The organism is Pseudomonas sp. B707 (assembly GCF_022496685.1).
Taxonomy (GTDB): Bacteria; Pseudomonadota; Gammaproteobacteria; order Pseudomonadales; family Pseudomonadaceae; genus Aquipseudomonas; species Aquipseudomonas paraglycinae.
Genome location: NZ_WTVE01000016.1, coordinates 1 through 17,658 on the forward strand (window position 1 = coordinate 1; position 17,658 = coordinate 17,658).

Below are 17,658 nucleotides of genomic sequence, written 5' to 3' on the forward strand. Positions count from 1 at the left end.
CTGACCGCTGCTCTGACTCGCGTCTGCTCCGAAGTTTTCGGTTCGGCCGTAGTTGAATTCGACAAGATCGACAGCGCTCCAGAAGAAAAAGCTCGCGGTATCACCATCAACACCGCGCACGTTGAGTACAACTCGAACATTCGTCACTACGCTCACGTTGACTGCCCAGGTCACGCTGACTACGTGAAGAACATGATCACTGGTGCTGCGCAGATGGACGGCGCGATCCTGGTTTGCTCGGCCGCTGATGGTCCGATGCCACAAACCCGTGAGCACATCCTGCTGTCCCGTCAGGTAGGCGTTCCGTACATCGTGGTTTTCCTGAATAAGGCTGACCTGGTAGACGACGCTGAGCTGCTGGAACTGGTTGAGATGGAAGTTCGCGACCTGCTGTCCACCTACGACTTCCCAGGCGACGACACTCCGATCATCATCGGTTCGGCTCGTATGGCGCTGGAAGGCAAAGACGACAACGAAATGGGCACCACCGCTGTTAAGAAGCTGGTGGAAACTCTGGACAGCTACATCCCAGAGCCAGAGCGTGCTATCGACAAGCCTTTCCTGATGCCAATCGAAGACGTGTTCTCGATCTCGGGTCGCGGTACTGTTGTGACCGGTCGTATCGAGCGCGGTATCGTTCGCGTTCAAGACGCCCTGGAAATCGTTGGTCTGCGTGACACCACCACCACCACCTGCACCGGTGTTGAGATGTTCCGCAAGCTGCTGGACGAAGGTCGTGCTGGCGAGAACTGCGGCGTTCTGCTGCGTGGCACCAAGCGTGACGACGTTGAGCGTGGTCAGGTTCTGGTTAAGCCGGGTTCGGTTAAGCCGCACACCAAGTTCACCGCAGAAGTTTACGTTCTGAGCAAGGAAGAAGGCGGCCGTCACACTCCGTTCTTCAAAGGCTACCGTCCACAGTTCTACTTCCGTACTACTGACGTGACTGGTAACTGCGAGCTGCCAGAAGGCGTTGAAATGGTAATGCCAGGTGACAACATTCAGATGACTGTTACCCTGATCAAAACCATCGCGATGGAAGACGGCCTGCGTTTCGCAATCCGTGAAGGCGGCCGTACCGTTGGTGCTGGTGTCGTAGCCAAGATCATCGAGTAAATAGTTGTAATGTCTTTTTCAGGCCGGCATAATGGCCGGCCTGATTTTGTTTTAGGTCAGTAGCTCAATTGGCAGAGCGACGGTCTCCAAAACCGTAGGTTGGGGGTTCGATTCCCTCCTGACCTGCCAGATTCACTTGGTGTGTCTGGCTTTCTTTTCACAGGATCTTCATAGATGACTCCTAAAGCTGAAGCTCAAGGCTCTCGCTTCGATTTGCTCAAGTGGCTTGTCGTAGTCGCTTTGGTAATTGTTGGCGTTGTCGGCAATCAGTATTACGCTGCTTCGCCGATCCTGTACCGTGTACTCGTATTGCTTGTTATTGCTGCTGTAGCTGCCTTTGTAGGCCTGCAGACTGCCAAGGGCAAGTCTTTCTTTGTACTGGTTAAGGAAGCTCGCACCGAGATTCGTAAAGTCGTATGGCCAACTCGCCAAGAAACCACGCAGACCACGCTGATTGTTGTGGCTGTTGTTCTGGTTATGGCGTTGCTGTTGTGGGGGCTTGATTCCCTGCTCGGCTGGCTTGTTTCCTTGATTGTCGGCTAAGGGTGTCCCGTGGCTAAGCGTTGGTACGTTGTGCATGCTTACTCGGGTTACGAGAAGCATGTCATGCGTTCGTTGATCGAGCGTGTAAAGCTGGCTGGCATGGAAGATGGCTTCGGCGAAATTCTGGTTCCCACTGAAGAAGTGGTTGAAATGCGTAATGGCCAGAAACGCAAAAGCGAGCGCAAATTCTTCCCAGGTTATGTGCTGGTTCAGATGGATATGAACGAGGGTACTTGGCACTTGGTCAAGGATACTCCTCGGGTGATGGGTTTTATCGGCGGTACTGCTGATAAGCCAGCACCAATCACCGATAAAGAAGCTGAAGCGATTCTGCGTCGCGTTGCTGACGGTAGCGACAAGCCGAAGCCGAAGACGCTGTTCGAGCCAGGCGAAACCGTTCGAGTCAATGATGGTCCGTTTGCTGACTTTAACGGTGTTGTTGAAGAAGTTAACTACGAAAAGAGCCGGATCCAAGTGGCAGTGCTCATTTTCGGACGCTCTACTCCGGTAGAGTTGGAGTTCAGTCAGGTCGAAAAGGTCTAGCTGAGCAAGCATCCCAACCCCGCAGCCCTAGGCTGTGGGGTTTTGTCGTCACTGGGATAAACGCGCAAGTAACCGGGGAGCCTTTCGAGGCGTTCGAACCCGTAATTGGAGTGCCTCATGGCCAAGAAGATTACCGCTTACATCAAGCTGCAAGTGAAGGCCGCTCAGGCTAACCCAAGCCCACCTGTTGGTCCTGCTCTGGGTCAGCACGGCGTGAACATCATGGAATTCTGCAAAGCTTTCAACGCCCGTACCCAGGGTCTGGAAGCTGGTCTGCCGACTCCAGTGATCATCACTGTCTACAGCGACCGTAGCTTCACTTTCGAAACCAAATCCACCCCTGCTTCGGTTCTGCTGAAGAAGGCGGCCGGTCTGACCAGCGGTTCCGCTCGTCCGAACACCGTTAAGGTTGGCACTGTTACCCGTGCTCAGCTGGAAGAAATCGCGAAAACCAAAAACGCGGATCTGACTGCAGCTGATATGGATGCAGCCGTGCGTACTATCGCCGGTTCTGCTCGTAGCATGGGCCTTAACGTGGAGGGTGTGTAATGGCTAAGCTGACCAAGCGTCAAAAGGCTATCGCCGGCAAAATCGAAGCAGGCAAGGCCTACAACATTGTAGAAGCCGCTGCACTGCTGGCCGAGCTGTCGACTGTCAAGTTCAGCGAGTCGTTCGACGTAGCTGTAAACCTGGGCGTAGACCCGCGTAAATCCGACCAGGTCGTTCGTAGCGCTACTGTGCTGCCACACGGCACTGGCAAGACTGTTCGCGTTGCTGTGTTCACCCAGGGTCCAGCTGCTGAGGCCGCTCTGGCTGCCGGCGCTGACCGTGTAGGTATGGACGAACTGGCTGCCGAAATGAAAGGCGGCGACCTGAACTATGACGTAGTGATCGCATCCCCGGATGCCATGCGCGTTGTAGGTCAGCTGGGTCAGATCCTCGGTCCACGTGGTCTGATGCCTAACCCGAAAGTCGGCACTGTTACCCCAGACGTCGCTACCGCGGTTAAAAATGCCAAGGCTGGTCAGGTTCGTTATCGCACCGACAAAAACGGCATCATCCACACTTCCGTTGGCAAGATCGGCTTCGATGCCGTCAAGCTGAAGGAAAACGTTGAAGCCCTGATCGCTGATCTGAAGCGTATCAAGCCAGCTTCTTCGAAAGGTATCTACGTCAAGCGCGTTACCCTGAGCACCACTATGGGCCCAGGTCTGGTCATCGACCAGAGCTCGCTGGACGCGTAAGACAAAAATTGGCGCAGTTGACTGCGCCAATTGAAAGATTGGGGTCCCTGCCTGGCGGGGGCTATCCAAGACCGTAGGCGACGCAAGTCTTAAACCTCAAGCCTACGCAGATGGTGCTCCCGGTTCCTTACCGAATCAGACACCAAAACGACATTCGGTTTCGATCGAATGAAACGGTAACAAGCAGGAGTTAAACCCGTGGCAATTAATCTCGAAGACAAGAAGGCCATCGTCGCTGAAGTCAACGAGGCTGCCAAAGTCGCTCTGTCCGCTGTCGTGGTTGATGCCCGTGGCGTAACAGTAGGCGCAATGACCGGACTCCGTAAAGAGGCTCGTGAAGCTGGCGTTTACGTACGTGTTGTACGTAACACCCTGCTCAAGCGCGCTGTTGCTGACACTCCTTACAGTGTCCTCAACGACGTGTTCACCGGCCCGACCCTGATTGCATTCTCCAACGAACACCCGGGCGCTGCTGCTCGTCTGTTCAAGGAATTTGCCAAGGGTCAGGATAAGTTCGAGATCAAGGCAGCTTCGTTCGAGGGCAAGTTCCTCGCAGCGAATGAGATCGACGTGCTGGCAAGCCTGCCAACTCGCGACGAAGCTATTGCGAAACTGATGAGCGTGATTCAAGGCGCTACCAGCAAGCTGGCTCGTACTCTGGCGGCAATTCGCGATCAGAAAGAAGCAGCTGCAGCCTGAGGCTGAGCGTTTCCACTCTCGCGTATTTTTGTTTATTTCGACGGCCGTACAGGCTGTCCACCAAATCAGGAATTGAGTCATGTCTCTGACTAACGAACAAATCATCGAAGCAATCGGCCAGAAAACCGTTCTGGAAGTTGTTGAGCTGATCAAAGCAATGGAAGAAACCTTCGGCGTGACCGCTGCTGTTGCTGCTGCTGGTCCAGCTGCTGCTGCCGCTGTTGTTGAAGAGCAAACCGAGTTCAACGTTGTTCTGGTTGAAGCCGGCGAGAAGAAAGTAAACGTGATCAAGGCAGTTCGTGAACTGACCGGTCTGGGCCTGAAAGAAGCCAAAGAGAAAGTCGACGGCGCTCCTCAGGTTGTAGCTGAAGGCGTTTCGAAAGAAGCTGCTGAAGACGCTAAGAAGAAGCTGGAAGAAGCAGGCGCTAAAGTCGAGCTGAAGTAAGCATCGACTTTGCTCCTCCAGCCCGAGCGTCAAGCGACAGGCTGATGGCTGGTGGCTCTTGCCACCGGCCTTTTTCCGTTATTGGCAGCCGACTGGGTCGGTGTCTATAACGAGCTGTAACCACCCGATGCGGTGGCGCAAACCATGGGGTTTGCACGATTTTCTGGCTGCTCCCGTCGGGAGGGGCCAAACAAGCAGGTGACCAAGCTGGGGAACGCTGATGGCTTACTCATATACTGAGAAAAAACGTATCCGCAAGGACTTTAGCAAGTTGCCGGACGTCATGGATGTGCCTTACCTCCTGGCCATCCAGCTGGATTCGTATCGTGAATTCTTGCAAGCGGGAGCGACTAAAGATCAGTTCCGCGACGTGGGCCTGCATGCGGCCTTCAAATCCGTTTTCCCGATCATCAGCTACTCCGGCAATGCTGCGCTGGAGTACGTCGGTTATCGCTTGGGCGAACCGGCATTTGATGTCAAAGAATGCGTATTGCGCGGTGTAACTTTCGCCGTACCTTTGCGGGTAAAAGTGCGCCTGATCATTTTCGACAAAGAATCGTCGAACAAAGCGATCAAGGACATCAAAGAGCAAGAAGTCTACATGGGTGAAATCCCATTGATGACTGAGAACGGTACCTTCGTAATCAACGGTACCGAGCGTGTTATCGTTTCCCAGCTGCACCGTTCCCCGGGCGTGTTCTTCGACCACGACCGTGGCAAGACGCACAGCTCCGGCAAACTGCTGTACTCCGCGCGCATCATTCCTTACCGCGGTTCGTGGCTGGACTTCGAGTTCGACCCGAAAGACTGCGTATTCGTGCGTATCGACCGTCGTCGCAAACTGCCGGCCTCGGTACTGCTGCGCGCGCTCGGTTATACCACCGAGGAAGTGCTGGACGCGTTCTACACCACCAACGTATTCCACGTGAAAGGCGAAGGCCTGAGCCTGGAGCTGGTGCCTCAGCGCCTGCGTGGTGAAGTCGCAGTTCTCGACATCCAGGATGACAAAGGCAAGGTGATCGTTGAGCAGGGCCGTCGTATTACTGCCCGCCACATCAACCAGCTGGAAAAAGCCGGGATCAAAGAGCTGGACGTGCCTCTGGATTACGTTCTGGGTCGTACCACCGCCAAGGCCATCGTACACCCGGCTACCGGTGAGATCCTGGCAGAATGCAACACCGAGCTGTCGACCGAGATCCTGGCGAAAATCGCCAAGGCCGGCGTCGTACGCATCGAAACTCTGTACACCAACGACATCGACTGCGGTCCGTTCGTCTCCGACACGCTGAAGATCGACTCCACCAGCAACCAATTGGAAGCGCTGGTCGAGATCTATCGCATGATGCGTCCAGGCGAGCCGCCAACCAAAGACGCTGCCGAGACCCTGTTCAACAACCTGTTCTTCAGCCCTGAGCGCTATGACCTGTCTGCGGTCGGCCGGATGAAGTTCAACCGTCGTATCGGTCGTACCGAGATCGAAGGTTCGGGCGTGCTGTGCAAGGAAGACATCGTCGCGGTACTGAAGACTCTGGTCGACATCCGTAACGGTAAAGGCATCGTCGACGACATCGACCACCTGGGTAACCGTCGTGTTCGCTGCGTAGGCGAAATGGCCGAGAACCAGTTCCGCGTTGGCCTGGTACGTGTTGAGCGTGCGGTCAAAGAGCGTCTGTCGATGGCTGAAAGCGAAGGCCTGATGCCGCAAGACCTGATCAACGCCAAGCCAGTGGCTGCGGCGGTGAAAGAGTTCTTCGGTTCCAGCCAGCTGTCGCAGTTCATGGACCAGAACAACCCGTTGTCCGAGATCACCCACAAGCGTCGTGTCTCTGCACTCGGCCCTGGCGGTCTGACTCGTGAGCGCGCGGGCTTCGAAGTCCGTGACGTACACCCGACTCACTACGGTCGTGTCTGCCCGATTGAAACGCCGGAAGGTCCGAACATCGGTCTGATCAACTCGCTGGCTGCTTACGCTCGCACCAACCAGTACGGCTTCCTCGAGAGCCCGTACCGTGTGGTGAAAGAGGGTGTGGTCACCGACGACATCGTGTTCCTGTCCGCCATTGAAGAAGCCGATCACGTGATCGCGCAGGCTTCGGCGACCATGAACGAGCAGAAAGTCCTGATCGACGAACTGGTGGCCGTGCGTCACCTGAACGAATTCACCGTCAAGGCGCCGGAAGACGTCACCTTGATGGACGTTTCGCCGAAGCAGGTAGTTTCGGTTGCAGCGTCGCTTATTCCGTTCCTCGAGCACGACGACGCCAACCGTGCGTTGATGGGTTCGAACATGCAGCGTCAAGCTGTACCAACCCTGCGCGCTGACAAGCCGCTGGTAGGTACCGGCATGGAGCGTAACGTGGCTCGCGACTCCGGCGTTTGCGTCGTGGCTCGTCGTGGCGGCGTGATCGACTCCGTTGATGCCAGCCGTATCGTGGTTCGTGTTGCTGATGACGAAGTTGAAACCGGCGAAGCTGGTGTCGACATCTACAACCTGACCAAATACACCCGCTCGAACCAGAACACCTGCATCAACCAGCGTCCGCTGGTGAGCAAAGGTGATCGCGTTCAGCGTAGCGACATCATGGCCGACGGCCCGTCCACCGACATGGGTGAACTGGCTCTGGGTCAGAACATGCGCATCGCGTTCATGGCATGGAACGGCTTCAACTTCGAAGACTCCATCTGCCTGTCCGAGCGTGTGGTTCAGGAAGACCGCTTCACCACGATCCACATTCAGGAACTGACCTGTGTGGCCCGTGACACCAAGCTTGGCCCAGAGGAAATCACTGCGGACATCCCGAACGTGGGTGAAGCCGCTCTGAACAAGCTGGACGAAGCCGGTATCGTTTACGTAGGTGCTGAAGTCGGCGCAGGCGACATCCTGGTAGGCAAGGTCACTCCGAAAGGCGAGACCCAACTGACTCCGGAAGAAAAACTGCTGCGTGCGATCTTCGGTGAAAAAGCCAGCGACGTTAAAGACACCTCCCTGCGCGTGCCTACCGGCACCAAAGGTACTGTCATCGACGTGCAGGTCTTCACTCGTGACGGCGTTGAGCGCGATGCTCGTGCACTGTCGATCGAGAAGTCCCAGCTGGACGAGATCCGCAAGGATCTGAACGAAGAGTTCCGCATCGTTGAAGGCGCGACCTTCGAACGTCTGCGTTCCGCTCTGGTAGGCCACAAGGCTGAAGGCGGCGCGGGCCTGAAGAAAGGTCAGGACATCACCGACGAAGTACTCGACGGTCTTGAGCATGGTCAGTGGTTCAAACTGCGCATGGCTGAAGATGCTCTGAACGAGCAGCTCGAGAAGGCTCAGGCCTACATCGTTGATCGCCGCCGTCTGCTGGACGACAAGTTCGAAGACAAGAAGCGCAAACTGCAGCAGGGCGATGACCTGGCTCCAGGCGTGCTGAAGATCGTCAAGGTTTACCTGGCAATCCGTCGTCGCATCCAGCCGGGCGACAAGATGGCCGGTCGTCACGGTAACAAAGGTGTGGTCTCCGTGATCATGCCGGTTGAAGACATGCCGCACGATGCCAATGGCACCCCGGTCGACGTGGTCCTCAACCCGCTGGGCGTACCTTCGCGTATGAACGTTGGTCAGATCCTTGAAACCCACCTGGGCCTCGCGGCCAAAGGTCTGGGCGAGAAGATCAACCGGATGGTCGAAGAGCAGCGCAAAGTCGCTGAGCTGCGTACCTTCCTGGACGAGATCTACAACCAGATCGGCGGTCGTAACGAAGATCTGGACAGCTTCTCCGATCAGGAAATCCTGGATCTGGCGAAGAACCTGCGTGGCGGTGTTCCAATGGCCACTCCAGTGTTCGACGGTGCCAAGGAAAGCGAAATCAAGGCCATGCTGAAACTGGCAGACCTGCCAGAAAGCGGCCAGATGCAGCTGACCGACGGCCGTACCGGCAACAAGTTCGAGCGTCCAGTTACCGTTGGCTACATGTACATGCTGAAGCTGAACCACTTGGTAGACGACAAGATGCACGCGCGTTCTACCGGTTCGTACAGCCTGGTTACCCAGCAGCCGCTGGGTGGTAAGGCGCAGTTCGGTGGTCAGCGTTTCGGGGAGATGGAGGTCTGGGCACTGGAAGCATACGGTGCTGCTTACACTCTGCAAGAAATGCTCACAGTGAAGTCGGACGATGTGAACGGCCGGACCAAGATGTACAAAAACATCGTGGACGGCGATCACCGTATGGAGCCGGGCATGCCCGAGTCCTTCAACGTGTTGATCAAGGAAATTCGTTCCCTCGGCATCGATATCGATCTGGAAACCGAATAACACGTGACGCGATCGAGAGCGGGGCAGGATTGCCCGCTCTCTGCTCCGCCAGGAGGAAAGGCCTTGAAAGACCTACTGAATTTGCTGAAAAACCAGGGTCAAGTCGAAGAGTTCGACGCCATCCGTATCGGATTGGCCTCGCCTGAGATGATCCGCTCGTGGTCGTTCGGTGAAGTTAAAAAGCCGGAAACCATCAACTACCGTACGTTCAAACCTGAGCGTGACGGTCTGTTCTGCGCCAAGATCTTTGGCCCGGTAAAGGATTACGAGTGCCTGTGCGGTAAGTACAAGCGCTTGAAGCACCGTGGTGTGATCTGCGAGAAGTGCGGCGTTGAAGTTGCACTGGCCAAGGTTCGTCGTGAGCGCATGGCGCACATCGAACTGGCTTCGCCAGTTGCCCACATCTGGTTCCTGAAATCGCTGCCGTCCCGTATCGGCCTGCTGATGGACATGACCCTGCGTGATATCGAACGCGTTCTCTACTTCGAGAGCTATGTCGTTATCGACCCGGGCATGACCACTCTTGAAAAAGGTCAGCTGCTGAACGACGAGCAGTACTTCGAAGCGCTGGAAGAGTTCGGTGATGACTTCGACGCCCGTATGGGTGCCGAAGCTGTCCGTGAACTGCTGCACGCTATCGACCTGGAACACGAGATTGGCCGTCTGCGTGAAGAAATTCCGCAAACCAACTCCGAAACCAAGATCAAGAAGCTGTCCAAGCGTCTGAAGTTGATGGAAGCCTTCCAGGGTTCCGGCAACCTGCCAGAGTGGATGGTGCTGACCGTTCTGCCGGTTCTGCCGCCAGATCTGCGTCCACTGGTTCCGCTGGATGGCGGTCGTTTCGCGACTTCCGACCTCAACGATCTGTATCGTCGAGTGATCAACCGTAACAACCGTTTGAAGCGTCTGCTGGATCTGTCCGCTCCGGACATCATCGTGCGCAACGAAAAGCGTATGTTGCAGGAAGCTGTCGATGCACTGCTCGACAACGGTCGTCGTGGCCGCGCTATCACAGGTTCCAACAAGCGTCCTCTGAAATCCCTGGCTGACATGATCAAGGGTAAGCAAGGTCGTTTCCGTCAGAACTTGCTCGGTAAGCGTGTTGACTACTCCGGTCGTTCGGTAATTACCGTAGGCCCGACCCTGCGTCTGCATCAGTGCGGTCTGCCGAAGAAGATGGCTCTCGAGCTGTTCAAGCCGTTCATTTTCGGCAAGCTGGAAATGCGTGGTCTCGCGACCACCATCAAAGCGGCCAAGAAAATGGTCGAGCGCGAACTGCCAGAAGTTTGGGACGTTCTCGCTGAAGTGATTCGCGAACACCCGGTCCTCCTCAACCGTGCACCGACTCTTCACCGTCTGGGTATCCAGGCGTTTGAACCGGTACTGATCGAAGGTAAGGCTATCCAGCTGCACCCTCTGGTCTGCGCCGCGTACAACGCCGACTTCGACGGCGACCAAATGGCCGTACACGTACCGCTGACGCTGGAAGCCCAGCTCGAAGCGCGTGCGTTGATGATGTCGACCAACAACATTCTGTCGCCAGCCAACGGTGAGCCAATCATCGTTCCGTCGCAGGACGTTGTATTGGGTCTGTACTACATGACTCGTGAAGCGATCAACGCCAAGGGCGAAGGTCGTGTGTTTGCGGATCTGCAGGAAGTTGACCGTGTGTTCCGTGCCGGCGAAGCCGCACTGCACGCCAAGATCAAGGTTCGTATCAACGAAACCGTGAACGATCGTGACGGCAACAGCGTGAACAACACCCGTATCGTCGACACCACTGTCGGCCGTGCGCTGCTGTTCCAGGTTGTGCCAAAAGGTCTGTCGTTCGACGTCGTCAACCTGCCGATGAAGAAAAAGGCGATCTCCAAGCTGATCAACCAGTGCTACCGCGTGGTTGGTCTGAAAGAGACCGTGATCTTCGCTGACCAGTTGATGTACACCGGTTTTGCCTATTCGACCATTTCCGGCGTTTCCATCGGTGTTAACGACTTCGTTATCCCGGATGAAAAAGCCCGCATCATCGGTGCTGCCACCGACGAAGTGAAAGAAATCGAGAGCCAGTACGCCTCCGGCCTGGTAACCCAGGGCGAGAAGTACAACAAAGTGATCGACCTTTGGTCGAAAGCGAACGACGAAGTCTCCAAGGCGATGATGGCCAACCTCTCGAAAGAGAAAGTCATCGACCGTCACGGCCACGAAGTCGAGCAAGAATCGTTCAACTCGATGTACATGATGGCCGACTCGGGTGCGCGGGGTTCCGCAGCACAGATTCGTCAGCTGGCCGGTATGCGTGGTCTGATGGCCAAGCCGGACGGTTCCATCATTGAAACGCCGATTACTGCGAACTTCCGTGAAGGTCTGAGCGTACTCCAGTACTTCATCTCGACTCACGGTGCTCGTAAAGGTCTGGCGGATACCGCGTTGAAAACTGCGAACTCCGGTTACCTGACTCGTCGTCTGGTAGACGTGGCGCAGGATCTGGTTGTAACCGAGATCGATTGCGGCACTGAACACGGTCTGCTGATGACTCCGCACATTGAAGGCGGTGACGTTGTAGAGCCGTTGGGTGAGCGCGTATTGGGTCGTGTCATTGCCCGTGACGTATTCAAGCCGGGTACCGAGGACGTCATCGTTCCTGCTGGCACTCTGGTAGACGAGAAGTGGGTCGAGTTCATCGAGCTGAACAGCATCGACGAAGTGATCGTGCGTTCGCCGATCAGCTGCGAAACCCGCTATGGCATTTGCGCCAAGTGCTACGGCCGTGACCTGGCTCGTGGTCACCAGGTGAACATCGGTGAAGCGGTCGGCGTTATCGCTGCCCAGTCCATCGGTGAGCCGGGTACCCAGCTGACGATGCGTACGTTCCACATCGGTGGTGCGGCAAGCCGTACTTCCGCAGCCGACAGCGTTCAGGTGAAGAATGGCGGTACCGTCCGTCTGCACAACCTGAAACACGTTGAACGTGTGGATGGCAACCTGGTTGCTGTGTCCCGTTCCGGTGAGCTGGCAATCGCTGACGACTTCGGTCGTGAGCGCGAGCGTTACAAGCTGCCTTACGGTGCCGTGATTTCGGTTAAAGAAGGTGACAAGGTCGACGCTGGCGCAATCGTGGCCAAGTGGGATCCGCACACTCACCCGATCGTTACCGAAATGAAAGGTACCGTGACCTACGTGGGCATGGAAGAAGGCATCACGATCAAGCGTCAGACTGACGAATTGACCGGTATGACAAACATTGAAGTACTCGATGCCAAAGACCGTCCGGCTGCCGGCAAGGACATCCGTCCTGCGGTGAAGATGGTTGATGACAACGGCAAGGATCTGTTGCTGCCAGGCACTGACGTTATCGCTCAGTACTTCCTGCCAGCCAACGCCCTGGTCGGTGTTGCGGACGGTGCGAAGATTGCGATCGGTGATGTTATCGCTCGTATCCCGCAAGAAACTTCGAAAACCCGTGACATCACCGGTGGTCTGCCGCGTGTTGCCGACCTGTTCGAAGCCCGTCGTCCGAAAGAAGCGTCGATTCTGGCTGAAGTCAGCGGCACCATCGCGTTCGGTAAAGAGACCAAAGGCAAGCGCCGTCTGGTTATTACCCCGAACGACGGTAGCGATCCGTACGAAGAGCTGATTCCGAAGTGGCGTCACCTGAACGTGTTCGAAGGCGAACAGGTAAACCGCGGCGAAGTTATCTCCGACGGTCCGAGCGATCCGCACGACATCCTGCGTCTGCTGGGTGTGAGCGCGCTGGCCAAGTACATCGTCAACGAGATCCAGGACGTTTACCGTCTGCAAGGCGTGAAGATCAACGACAAGCACATCGAGACCATCCTGCGTCAGATGCTGCGTAAAGTTGAGATCTCCGAGTCCGGCGACTCCAGCTTCATCAAGGGCGACCAGATGGAACTGACTCACGTTCTGGTAGAGAACGAGCGTCTGAACGCGGAAGACAAATTTGTCTCCAAGTTCACCCGCGTTCTGCTGGGTATCACCAAGGCGTCGTTGTCGACCGAATCGTTCATCTCGGCGGCTTCCTTCCAGGAAACCACCCGCGTACTGACCGAAGCGGCCGTAACCGGCAAGCGCGATTACCTGCGCGGCCTGAAAGAAAACGTGGTCGTGGGTCGTCTGATCCCGGCCGGTACCGGTCTGGCTTATCACAGCGAGCGCAAGCGTCGTCGTGATGCAGACAAGCCGTTGCGCGTAAGCGCCAGTGAAGTGGAAGCTGCACTGACCGAAGCGCTGAACTCGAGCGGTAACTGAGTTCTGCGAAAAATGAGCTGAGGCCCTGATCAAGCCGTTCATCGAATCGAGACAATTTGTCGAGGTTCGACGAGCGGGGAGGTCGGGGCCTTGCCTTGACTGGGGACAAGATCCTCTTTAGACTCTTGATCCCCTAAATTTGGCGGGAATTCGTTCCTGCCATTTTGCTTTTCTTGCAAGACAATAGCGTCGCAAGACAACAGTGGAGCTAGTAGATGGCAACTATCAACCAGCTGGTACGTCAGCCGCGTAAGCGTATCGTCGAGAAATCCGACGTGCCTGCGCTGCAGAACTGCCCGCAACGTCGTGGCGTGTGCACCCGTGTGTACACCACTACGCCGAAAAAACCTAACTCGGCACTGCGTAAAGTATGCCGTGTGCGTCTGACCAACGGTTTCGAGGTTTCCTCGTACATCGGTGGTGAAGGCCACAACCTGCAAGAGCACAGCGTGGTACTGATCCGCGGCGGTCGTGTAAAAGACTTGCCAGGTGTTCGTTATCACACCGTTCGCGGCTCCTTGGATACTTCCGGCGTTAAAGGCCGTAACCAGGGTCGTTCGAAGTACGGTACCAAGCGTCCGAAGTAATCGGCCGTTTTGCAGATTTTCATTTTATTGAGTCGATAAGAGTAAGGTCGGGCGCGCATCCACTGGATCTGTCCCGAGCTAACCTGAAGACCGTTTGAGGGCTTATCAATGCCAAGACGTCGCGTAGCAGCAAAGCGTGAGATTCTGGACGATCCGAAATACGGAAGCCAAATCCTCGCCAAATTCATGAACCACGTTATGGAAAGCGGCAAGAAAGCCGTTGCCGAGCGTATCGTTTATGGTGCCCTGGAAACCGTTGCGGCTCGCAAGACCGGCACCGATCCCCTGGAACTCTTCGAAAAAGCACTCGACGCCATCGCTCCGCTGGTCGAAGTGAAGTCGCGCCGCGTTGGTGGTGCTACTTACCAGGTTCCGGTCGAGGTTCGTCCGTCCCGTCGTAACGCTCTGGCAATGCGCTGGTTGGTAGACTTCGCCCGCAAGCGCGGCGAGAAGTCTATGGCTCTGCGCTTGGCTGGCGAGCTGCTGGATGCTGCTGAAGGTAAAGGTGCTGCTGTTAAGAAGCGTGAAGACGTGCACCGTATGGCCGAAGCTAACAAAGCTTTCTCGCACTACCGCTTCTAATTTTAGCTTCACTAATTTTGCGAGGGCTTTATGGCTCGTACTACTCCGATTAGTCGCTACCGTAACATCGGTATCGTCGCACACGTGGATGCTGGTAAAACCACCACCACCGAGCGCGTCCTTTTTTACACTGGCAAAAGTCACAAAATGGGCGAGGTGCATGACGGCGCCGCGACCACAGACTGGATGGTTCAGGAGCAGGAGCGTGGTATTACCATTACTTCTGCTGCCATTACCGCCTTCTGGAAAGGTTCCGAGAAGCAGTACCCACACGAGCATCGCTTCAACGTAATCGATACTCCGGGCCACGTAGACTTCACCATTGAAGTAGAGCGTTCCCTGCGCGTGCTCGACGGCGCGGTCGTTGTGTTCTGCGGTACTTCGGGTGTTGAGCCTCAGTCGGAAACCGTATGGCGTCAGGCCAACAAATACGGCGTTCCACGTCTTGTTTATGTAAACAAGATGGACCGTGCTGGTGCCAACTTCCTGCGCGTGATCGGTCAGATCAAACAGCGTCTGGGTCACACTCCGGTGCCGATCCAGCTGGCTATCGGTTCGGAAGATAACTTCCAGGGCCAGATCGACCTGATCAACATGCAAGCTGTCTACTGGAACGACTCTGACAAGGGTATGGTTCCGGTTCGCAAGGAAATCCCTGCGGACATGCTTGAACTGGCTGAAGAATGGCGCAACAACATGGTTGAAGCCGCCGCCGAAGCCAGCGAAGAGCTGATGAACAAGTATCTGGAAGGTGAAGAGCTGTCGATCGCCGAGATCAAGGCTGCTCTGCGTCAGCGTACTATCGCCGGCGAAATCGTTCTGGCTGTTTGCGGTTCTTCGTTCAAGAACAAGGGCGTTCCCCTGGTTCTCGACGCCGTTATCGACTTCCTGCCTGCTCCGACCGACATTCCTGCTATCAAGGGTTCCAATCCTGATAACGAGGAAGAAGAGATGGAGCGTCATGCAAGCGACGACGAGCCGTTCGCGGCCCTGGCGTTCAAGATCGCTACCGACCCATTCGTGGGTACCTTGACCTTCGTCCGCGTTTACTCGGGCGTGTTGAACTCCGGCGACGGCGTGATCAACTCGGTTAAAGGCAAGAAAGAGCGCGTGGGTCGTATGGTGCAAATGCACGCAAACGCCCGTGAAGAGATCAAGGAAGTACGCGCTGGCGACATCGCGGCCCTGATCGGCATGAAGGACGTCACCACTGGTGAAACCCTCTGCAATGCTGACAAGCCAATCATCCTGGTTCGCATGGACTTCCCGGAGCCGGTTATTTCGGTTGCCGTAGAGCCTAAGACCAAGGATGACCAGGAAAAAATGGGTATCGCTCTGGGCAAGCTTGCTCAGGAAGACCCGTCTTTCCGCGTCAAAACTGATGAAGAGACTGGTCAAACGATCATCTCCGGCATGGGCGAGCTGCACTTGGACATCCTGGTTGACCGGATGCGCCGTGAGTTCAACGTCGAAGCCAACATCGGCAAGCCACAGGTTTCGTACCGTGAGCGCATCACGAAGAACTGCGAAATCGAAGGCAAGTTCGTTCGTCAGTCCGGCGGTCGTGGCCAGTTCGGTCATTGCTGGATTCGCTTTGCTCCTGCTGACGAAGGTCAGGAAGGTCTGCAATTCCTGAACGAAGTAGTGGGTGGTGTGGTTCCTAAGGAATACATCCCGGCTATCCAGAAGGGTATCGAAGAGCAGATGAAGAACGGCGTTGTTGCCGGCTATCCGCTGATCGGCCTGAAGGCTACCGTGTTCGATGGTTCTTACCACGACGTCGACTCCAACGAGATGGCGTTTAAAGTGGCTGCTTCCATGGCGACCAAGCAACTGGCCCAGAAGGGCGGTGGTGAGTTGCTTGAGCCGATCATGGCGGTAGAGGTTGTTACGCCTGAAGACTATATGGGTGATGTGATGGGCGACCTTAACCGTCGTCGCGGCATGATCCAAGGTATGGAAGACACAGTGTCCGGCAAGGTTATCCGTGCCGAAGTTCCACTGGGTGAGATGTTCGGTTATGCGACCGACGTTCGTTCCATGTCTCAGGGTCGCGCAAGCTACTCTATGGAATTCAAAAAATACGATACGGCTCCGTCGCACATCGTCGAATCCGTTACCAAAAAACAAGGCTGATTCAGCCCCTTTAGGCTAGGAGTTAATTGTCGTGGCTAAAGAAAAATTTGATCGTTCCCTACCGCACGTAAACGTTGGCACCATCGGCCACGTTGACCACGGTAAAACCACTCTGACCGCTGCTCTGACTCGCGTCTGCTCCGAAGTTTTCGGTTCGGCCGTAGTTGAATTCGACAAGATCGACAGCGCTCCAGAAGAAAAAGCTCGCGGTATCACCATCAACACCGCGCACGTTGAGTACAACTCGAACATTCGTCACTACGCTCACGTTGACTGCCCAGGTCACGCTGACTACGTGAAGAACATGATCACTGGTGCTGCGCAGATGGACGGCGCGATCCTGGTTTGCTCGGCCGCTGATGGTCCGATGCCACAAACCCGTGAGCACATCCTGCTGTCCCGTCAGGTAGGCGTTCCGTACATCGTGGTTTTCCTGAATAAGGCTGACCTGGTAGACGACGCTGAGCTGCTGGAACTGGTTGAGATGGAAGTTCGCGACCTGCTGTCCACCTACGACTTCCCAGGCGACGACACTCCGATCATCATCGGTTCGGCTCGTATGGCGCTGGAAGGCAAAGACGACAACGAAATGGGCACCACCGCTGTTAAGAAGCTGGTGGAAACTCTGGACAGCTACATCCCAGAGCCAGAGCGTGCTATCGACAAGCCTTTCCTGATGCCAATCGAAGACGTGTTCTCGATCTCGGGTCGCGGTACTGTTGTGACCGGTCGTATCGAGCGCGGTATCGTTCGCGTTCAAGACGCCCTGGAAATCGTTGGTCTGCGTGACACCACCACCACCACCTGCACCGGTGTTGAGATGTTCCGCAAGCTGCTGGACGAAGGTCGTGCTGGCGAGAACTGCGGCGTTCTGCTGCGTGGCACCAAGCGTGACGACGTTGAGCGTGGTCAGGTTCTGGTTAAGCCGGGTTCGGTTAAGCCGCACACCAAGTTCACCGCAGAAGTTTACGTTCTGAGCAAGGAAGAAGGCGGCCGTCACACTCCGTTCTTCAAAGGCTACCGTCCACAGTTCTACTTCCGTACTACTGACGTGACTGGTAACTGCGAGCTGCCAGAAGGCGTTGAAATGGTAATGCCAGGTGACAACATTCAGATGACTGTTACCCTGATCAAAACCATCGCGATGGAAGACGGCCTGCGTTTCGCAATCCGTGAAGGCGGCCGTACCGTTGGTGCTGGTGTCGTAGC

At 55.8% G+C, this 17,658-nt stretch carries 13 protein-coding genes and 1 tRNA gene; all 14 read left to right on the plus strand.

Going from position 1 to position 17,658, the window contains the following annotated elements:
* Positions 1-1,113: elongation factor Tu (tuf, locus tag GQX66_RS08040; RefSeq protein ID WP_134020863.1), on the plus strand; the 1,113-nt coding region annotated here is incomplete at its 5' end.
* Between the two features lie 53 nt (positions 1,114-1,166).
* A tRNA-Trp gene (locus GQX66_RS08045) sits at positions 1,167-1,242 on the plus strand.
* A gap of 45 nt (positions 1,243-1,287) precedes the next feature.
* Positions 1,288-1,656 (plus strand): preprotein translocase subunit SecE, encoded by a 369-nt coding sequence (gene secE / locus GQX66_RS08050; protein ID WP_064599786.1) that lies wholly within the window; start codon positions 1,288-1,290, stop codon positions 1,654-1,656.
* 9 nt (positions 1,657-1,665) lie between these two features.
* Positions 1,666-2,199: a transcription termination/antitermination protein NusG gene (gene nusG, locus GQX66_RS08055; protein ID WP_007957598.1), complete on the plus strand. Its 534-nt coding sequence runs from the start codon at positions 1,666-1,668 to the stop codon at positions 2,197-2,199.
* 117 nt (positions 2,200-2,316) lie between these two features.
* On the plus strand, positions 2,317-2,748 hold the full coding sequence (gene rplK, locus GQX66_RS08060) for a 50S ribosomal protein L11 (protein WP_003228756.1): 432 nt from the start codon (positions 2,317-2,319) through the stop codon (positions 2,746-2,748).
* A complete protein-coding gene (gene rplA, locus GQX66_RS08065; RefSeq protein WP_085747590.1) occupies positions 2,748-3,443 on the plus strand; it encodes a 50S ribosomal protein L1 in 696 nt (231 codons plus the stop codon). The genes rplK and rplA overlap by 1 nt, the downstream gene beginning before the upstream one ends.
* Positions 3,444-3,641: 198 nt before the next feature.
* Entirely contained in the window at positions 3,642-4,142 is a 501-nt protein-coding gene (rplJ, locus tag GQX66_RS08070) for a 50S ribosomal protein L10 (protein ID WP_007957597.1), read from the plus strand.
* Positions 4,143-4,221: 79 nt separating this feature from the next.
* Positions 4,222-4,587, plus strand: coding sequence for a 50S ribosomal protein L7/L12 (gene rplL, locus GQX66_RS08075; protein WP_007957596.1), 366 nt, complete (start codon positions 4,222-4,224; stop codon positions 4,585-4,587).
* A 220-nt stretch (positions 4,588-4,807) separates the two neighbouring features.
* Entirely contained in the window at positions 4,808-8,881 is a 4,074-nt protein-coding gene (gene rpoB, locus GQX66_RS08080) for a DNA-directed RNA polymerase subunit beta (protein WP_007957595.1), read from the plus strand.
* Positions 8,882-8,944: 63 nt separating this feature from the next.
* Positions 8,945-13,144 (plus strand): DNA-directed RNA polymerase subunit beta', encoded by a 4,200-nt coding sequence (gene rpoC, locus GQX66_RS08085; RefSeq protein WP_085747591.1) that lies wholly within the window; start codon positions 8,945-8,947, stop codon positions 13,142-13,144.
* Between the two features lie 215 nt (positions 13,145-13,359).
* On the plus strand, positions 13,360-13,731 hold the full coding sequence (gene rpsL / locus GQX66_RS08090) for a 30S ribosomal protein S12 (RefSeq protein ID WP_003186084.1): 372 nt from the start codon (positions 13,360-13,362) through the stop codon (positions 13,729-13,731).
* Between the two features lie 108 nt (positions 13,732-13,839).
* A complete protein-coding gene (gene rpsG, locus GQX66_RS08095) occupies positions 13,840-14,313 on the plus strand; it encodes a 30S ribosomal protein S7 (RefSeq protein ID WP_007957592.1) in 474 nt (157 codons plus the stop codon).
* Positions 14,314-14,343: 30 nt separating this feature from the next.
* Positions 14,344-16,449 (plus strand): elongation factor G, encoded by a 2,106-nt coding sequence (gene fusA, locus GQX66_RS08100; RefSeq protein WP_011336173.1) that lies wholly within the window; start codon positions 14,344-14,346, stop codon positions 16,447-16,449.
* Between the two features lie 31 nt (positions 16,450-16,480).
* A partial coding sequence (gene tuf, locus GQX66_RS08105; protein ID WP_240867988.1) for an elongation factor Tu occupies positions 16,481-17,658 on the plus strand: 1,178 nt, incomplete at its 3' end.

Coding starts and splice junctions, on each gene's coding strand:
- fusA (WP_011336173.1), top strand. CDS start 14,344: ATGGCTCGTACTACTCCGATTAGTCGCTACCGTAACATCGGTATCGTC.
- rpoB (WP_007957595.1), top strand. CDS start 4,808: ATGGCTTACTCATATACTGAGAAAAAACGTATCCGCAAGGACTTTAGC.
- rpsL (WP_003186084.1), top strand. CDS start 13,360: ATGGCAACTATCAACCAGCTGGTACGTCAGCCGCGTAAGCGTATCGTC.
- secE (WP_064599786.1), top strand. CDS start 1,288: ATGACTCCTAAAGCTGAAGCTCAAGGCTCTCGCTTCGATTTGCTCAAG.
- rpsG (WP_007957592.1), top strand. CDS start 13,840: ATGCCAAGACGTCGCGTAGCAGCAAAGCGTGAGATTCTGGACGATCCG.
- rplA (WP_085747590.1), top strand. CDS start 2,748: ATGGCTAAGCTGACCAAGCGTCAAAAGGCTATCGCCGGCAAAATCGAA.
- rplL (WP_007957596.1), top strand. CDS start 4,222: ATGTCTCTGACTAACGAACAAATCATCGAAGCAATCGGCCAGAAAACC.
- rplK (WP_003228756.1), top strand. CDS start 2,317: ATGGCCAAGAAGATTACCGCTTACATCAAGCTGCAAGTGAAGGCCGCT.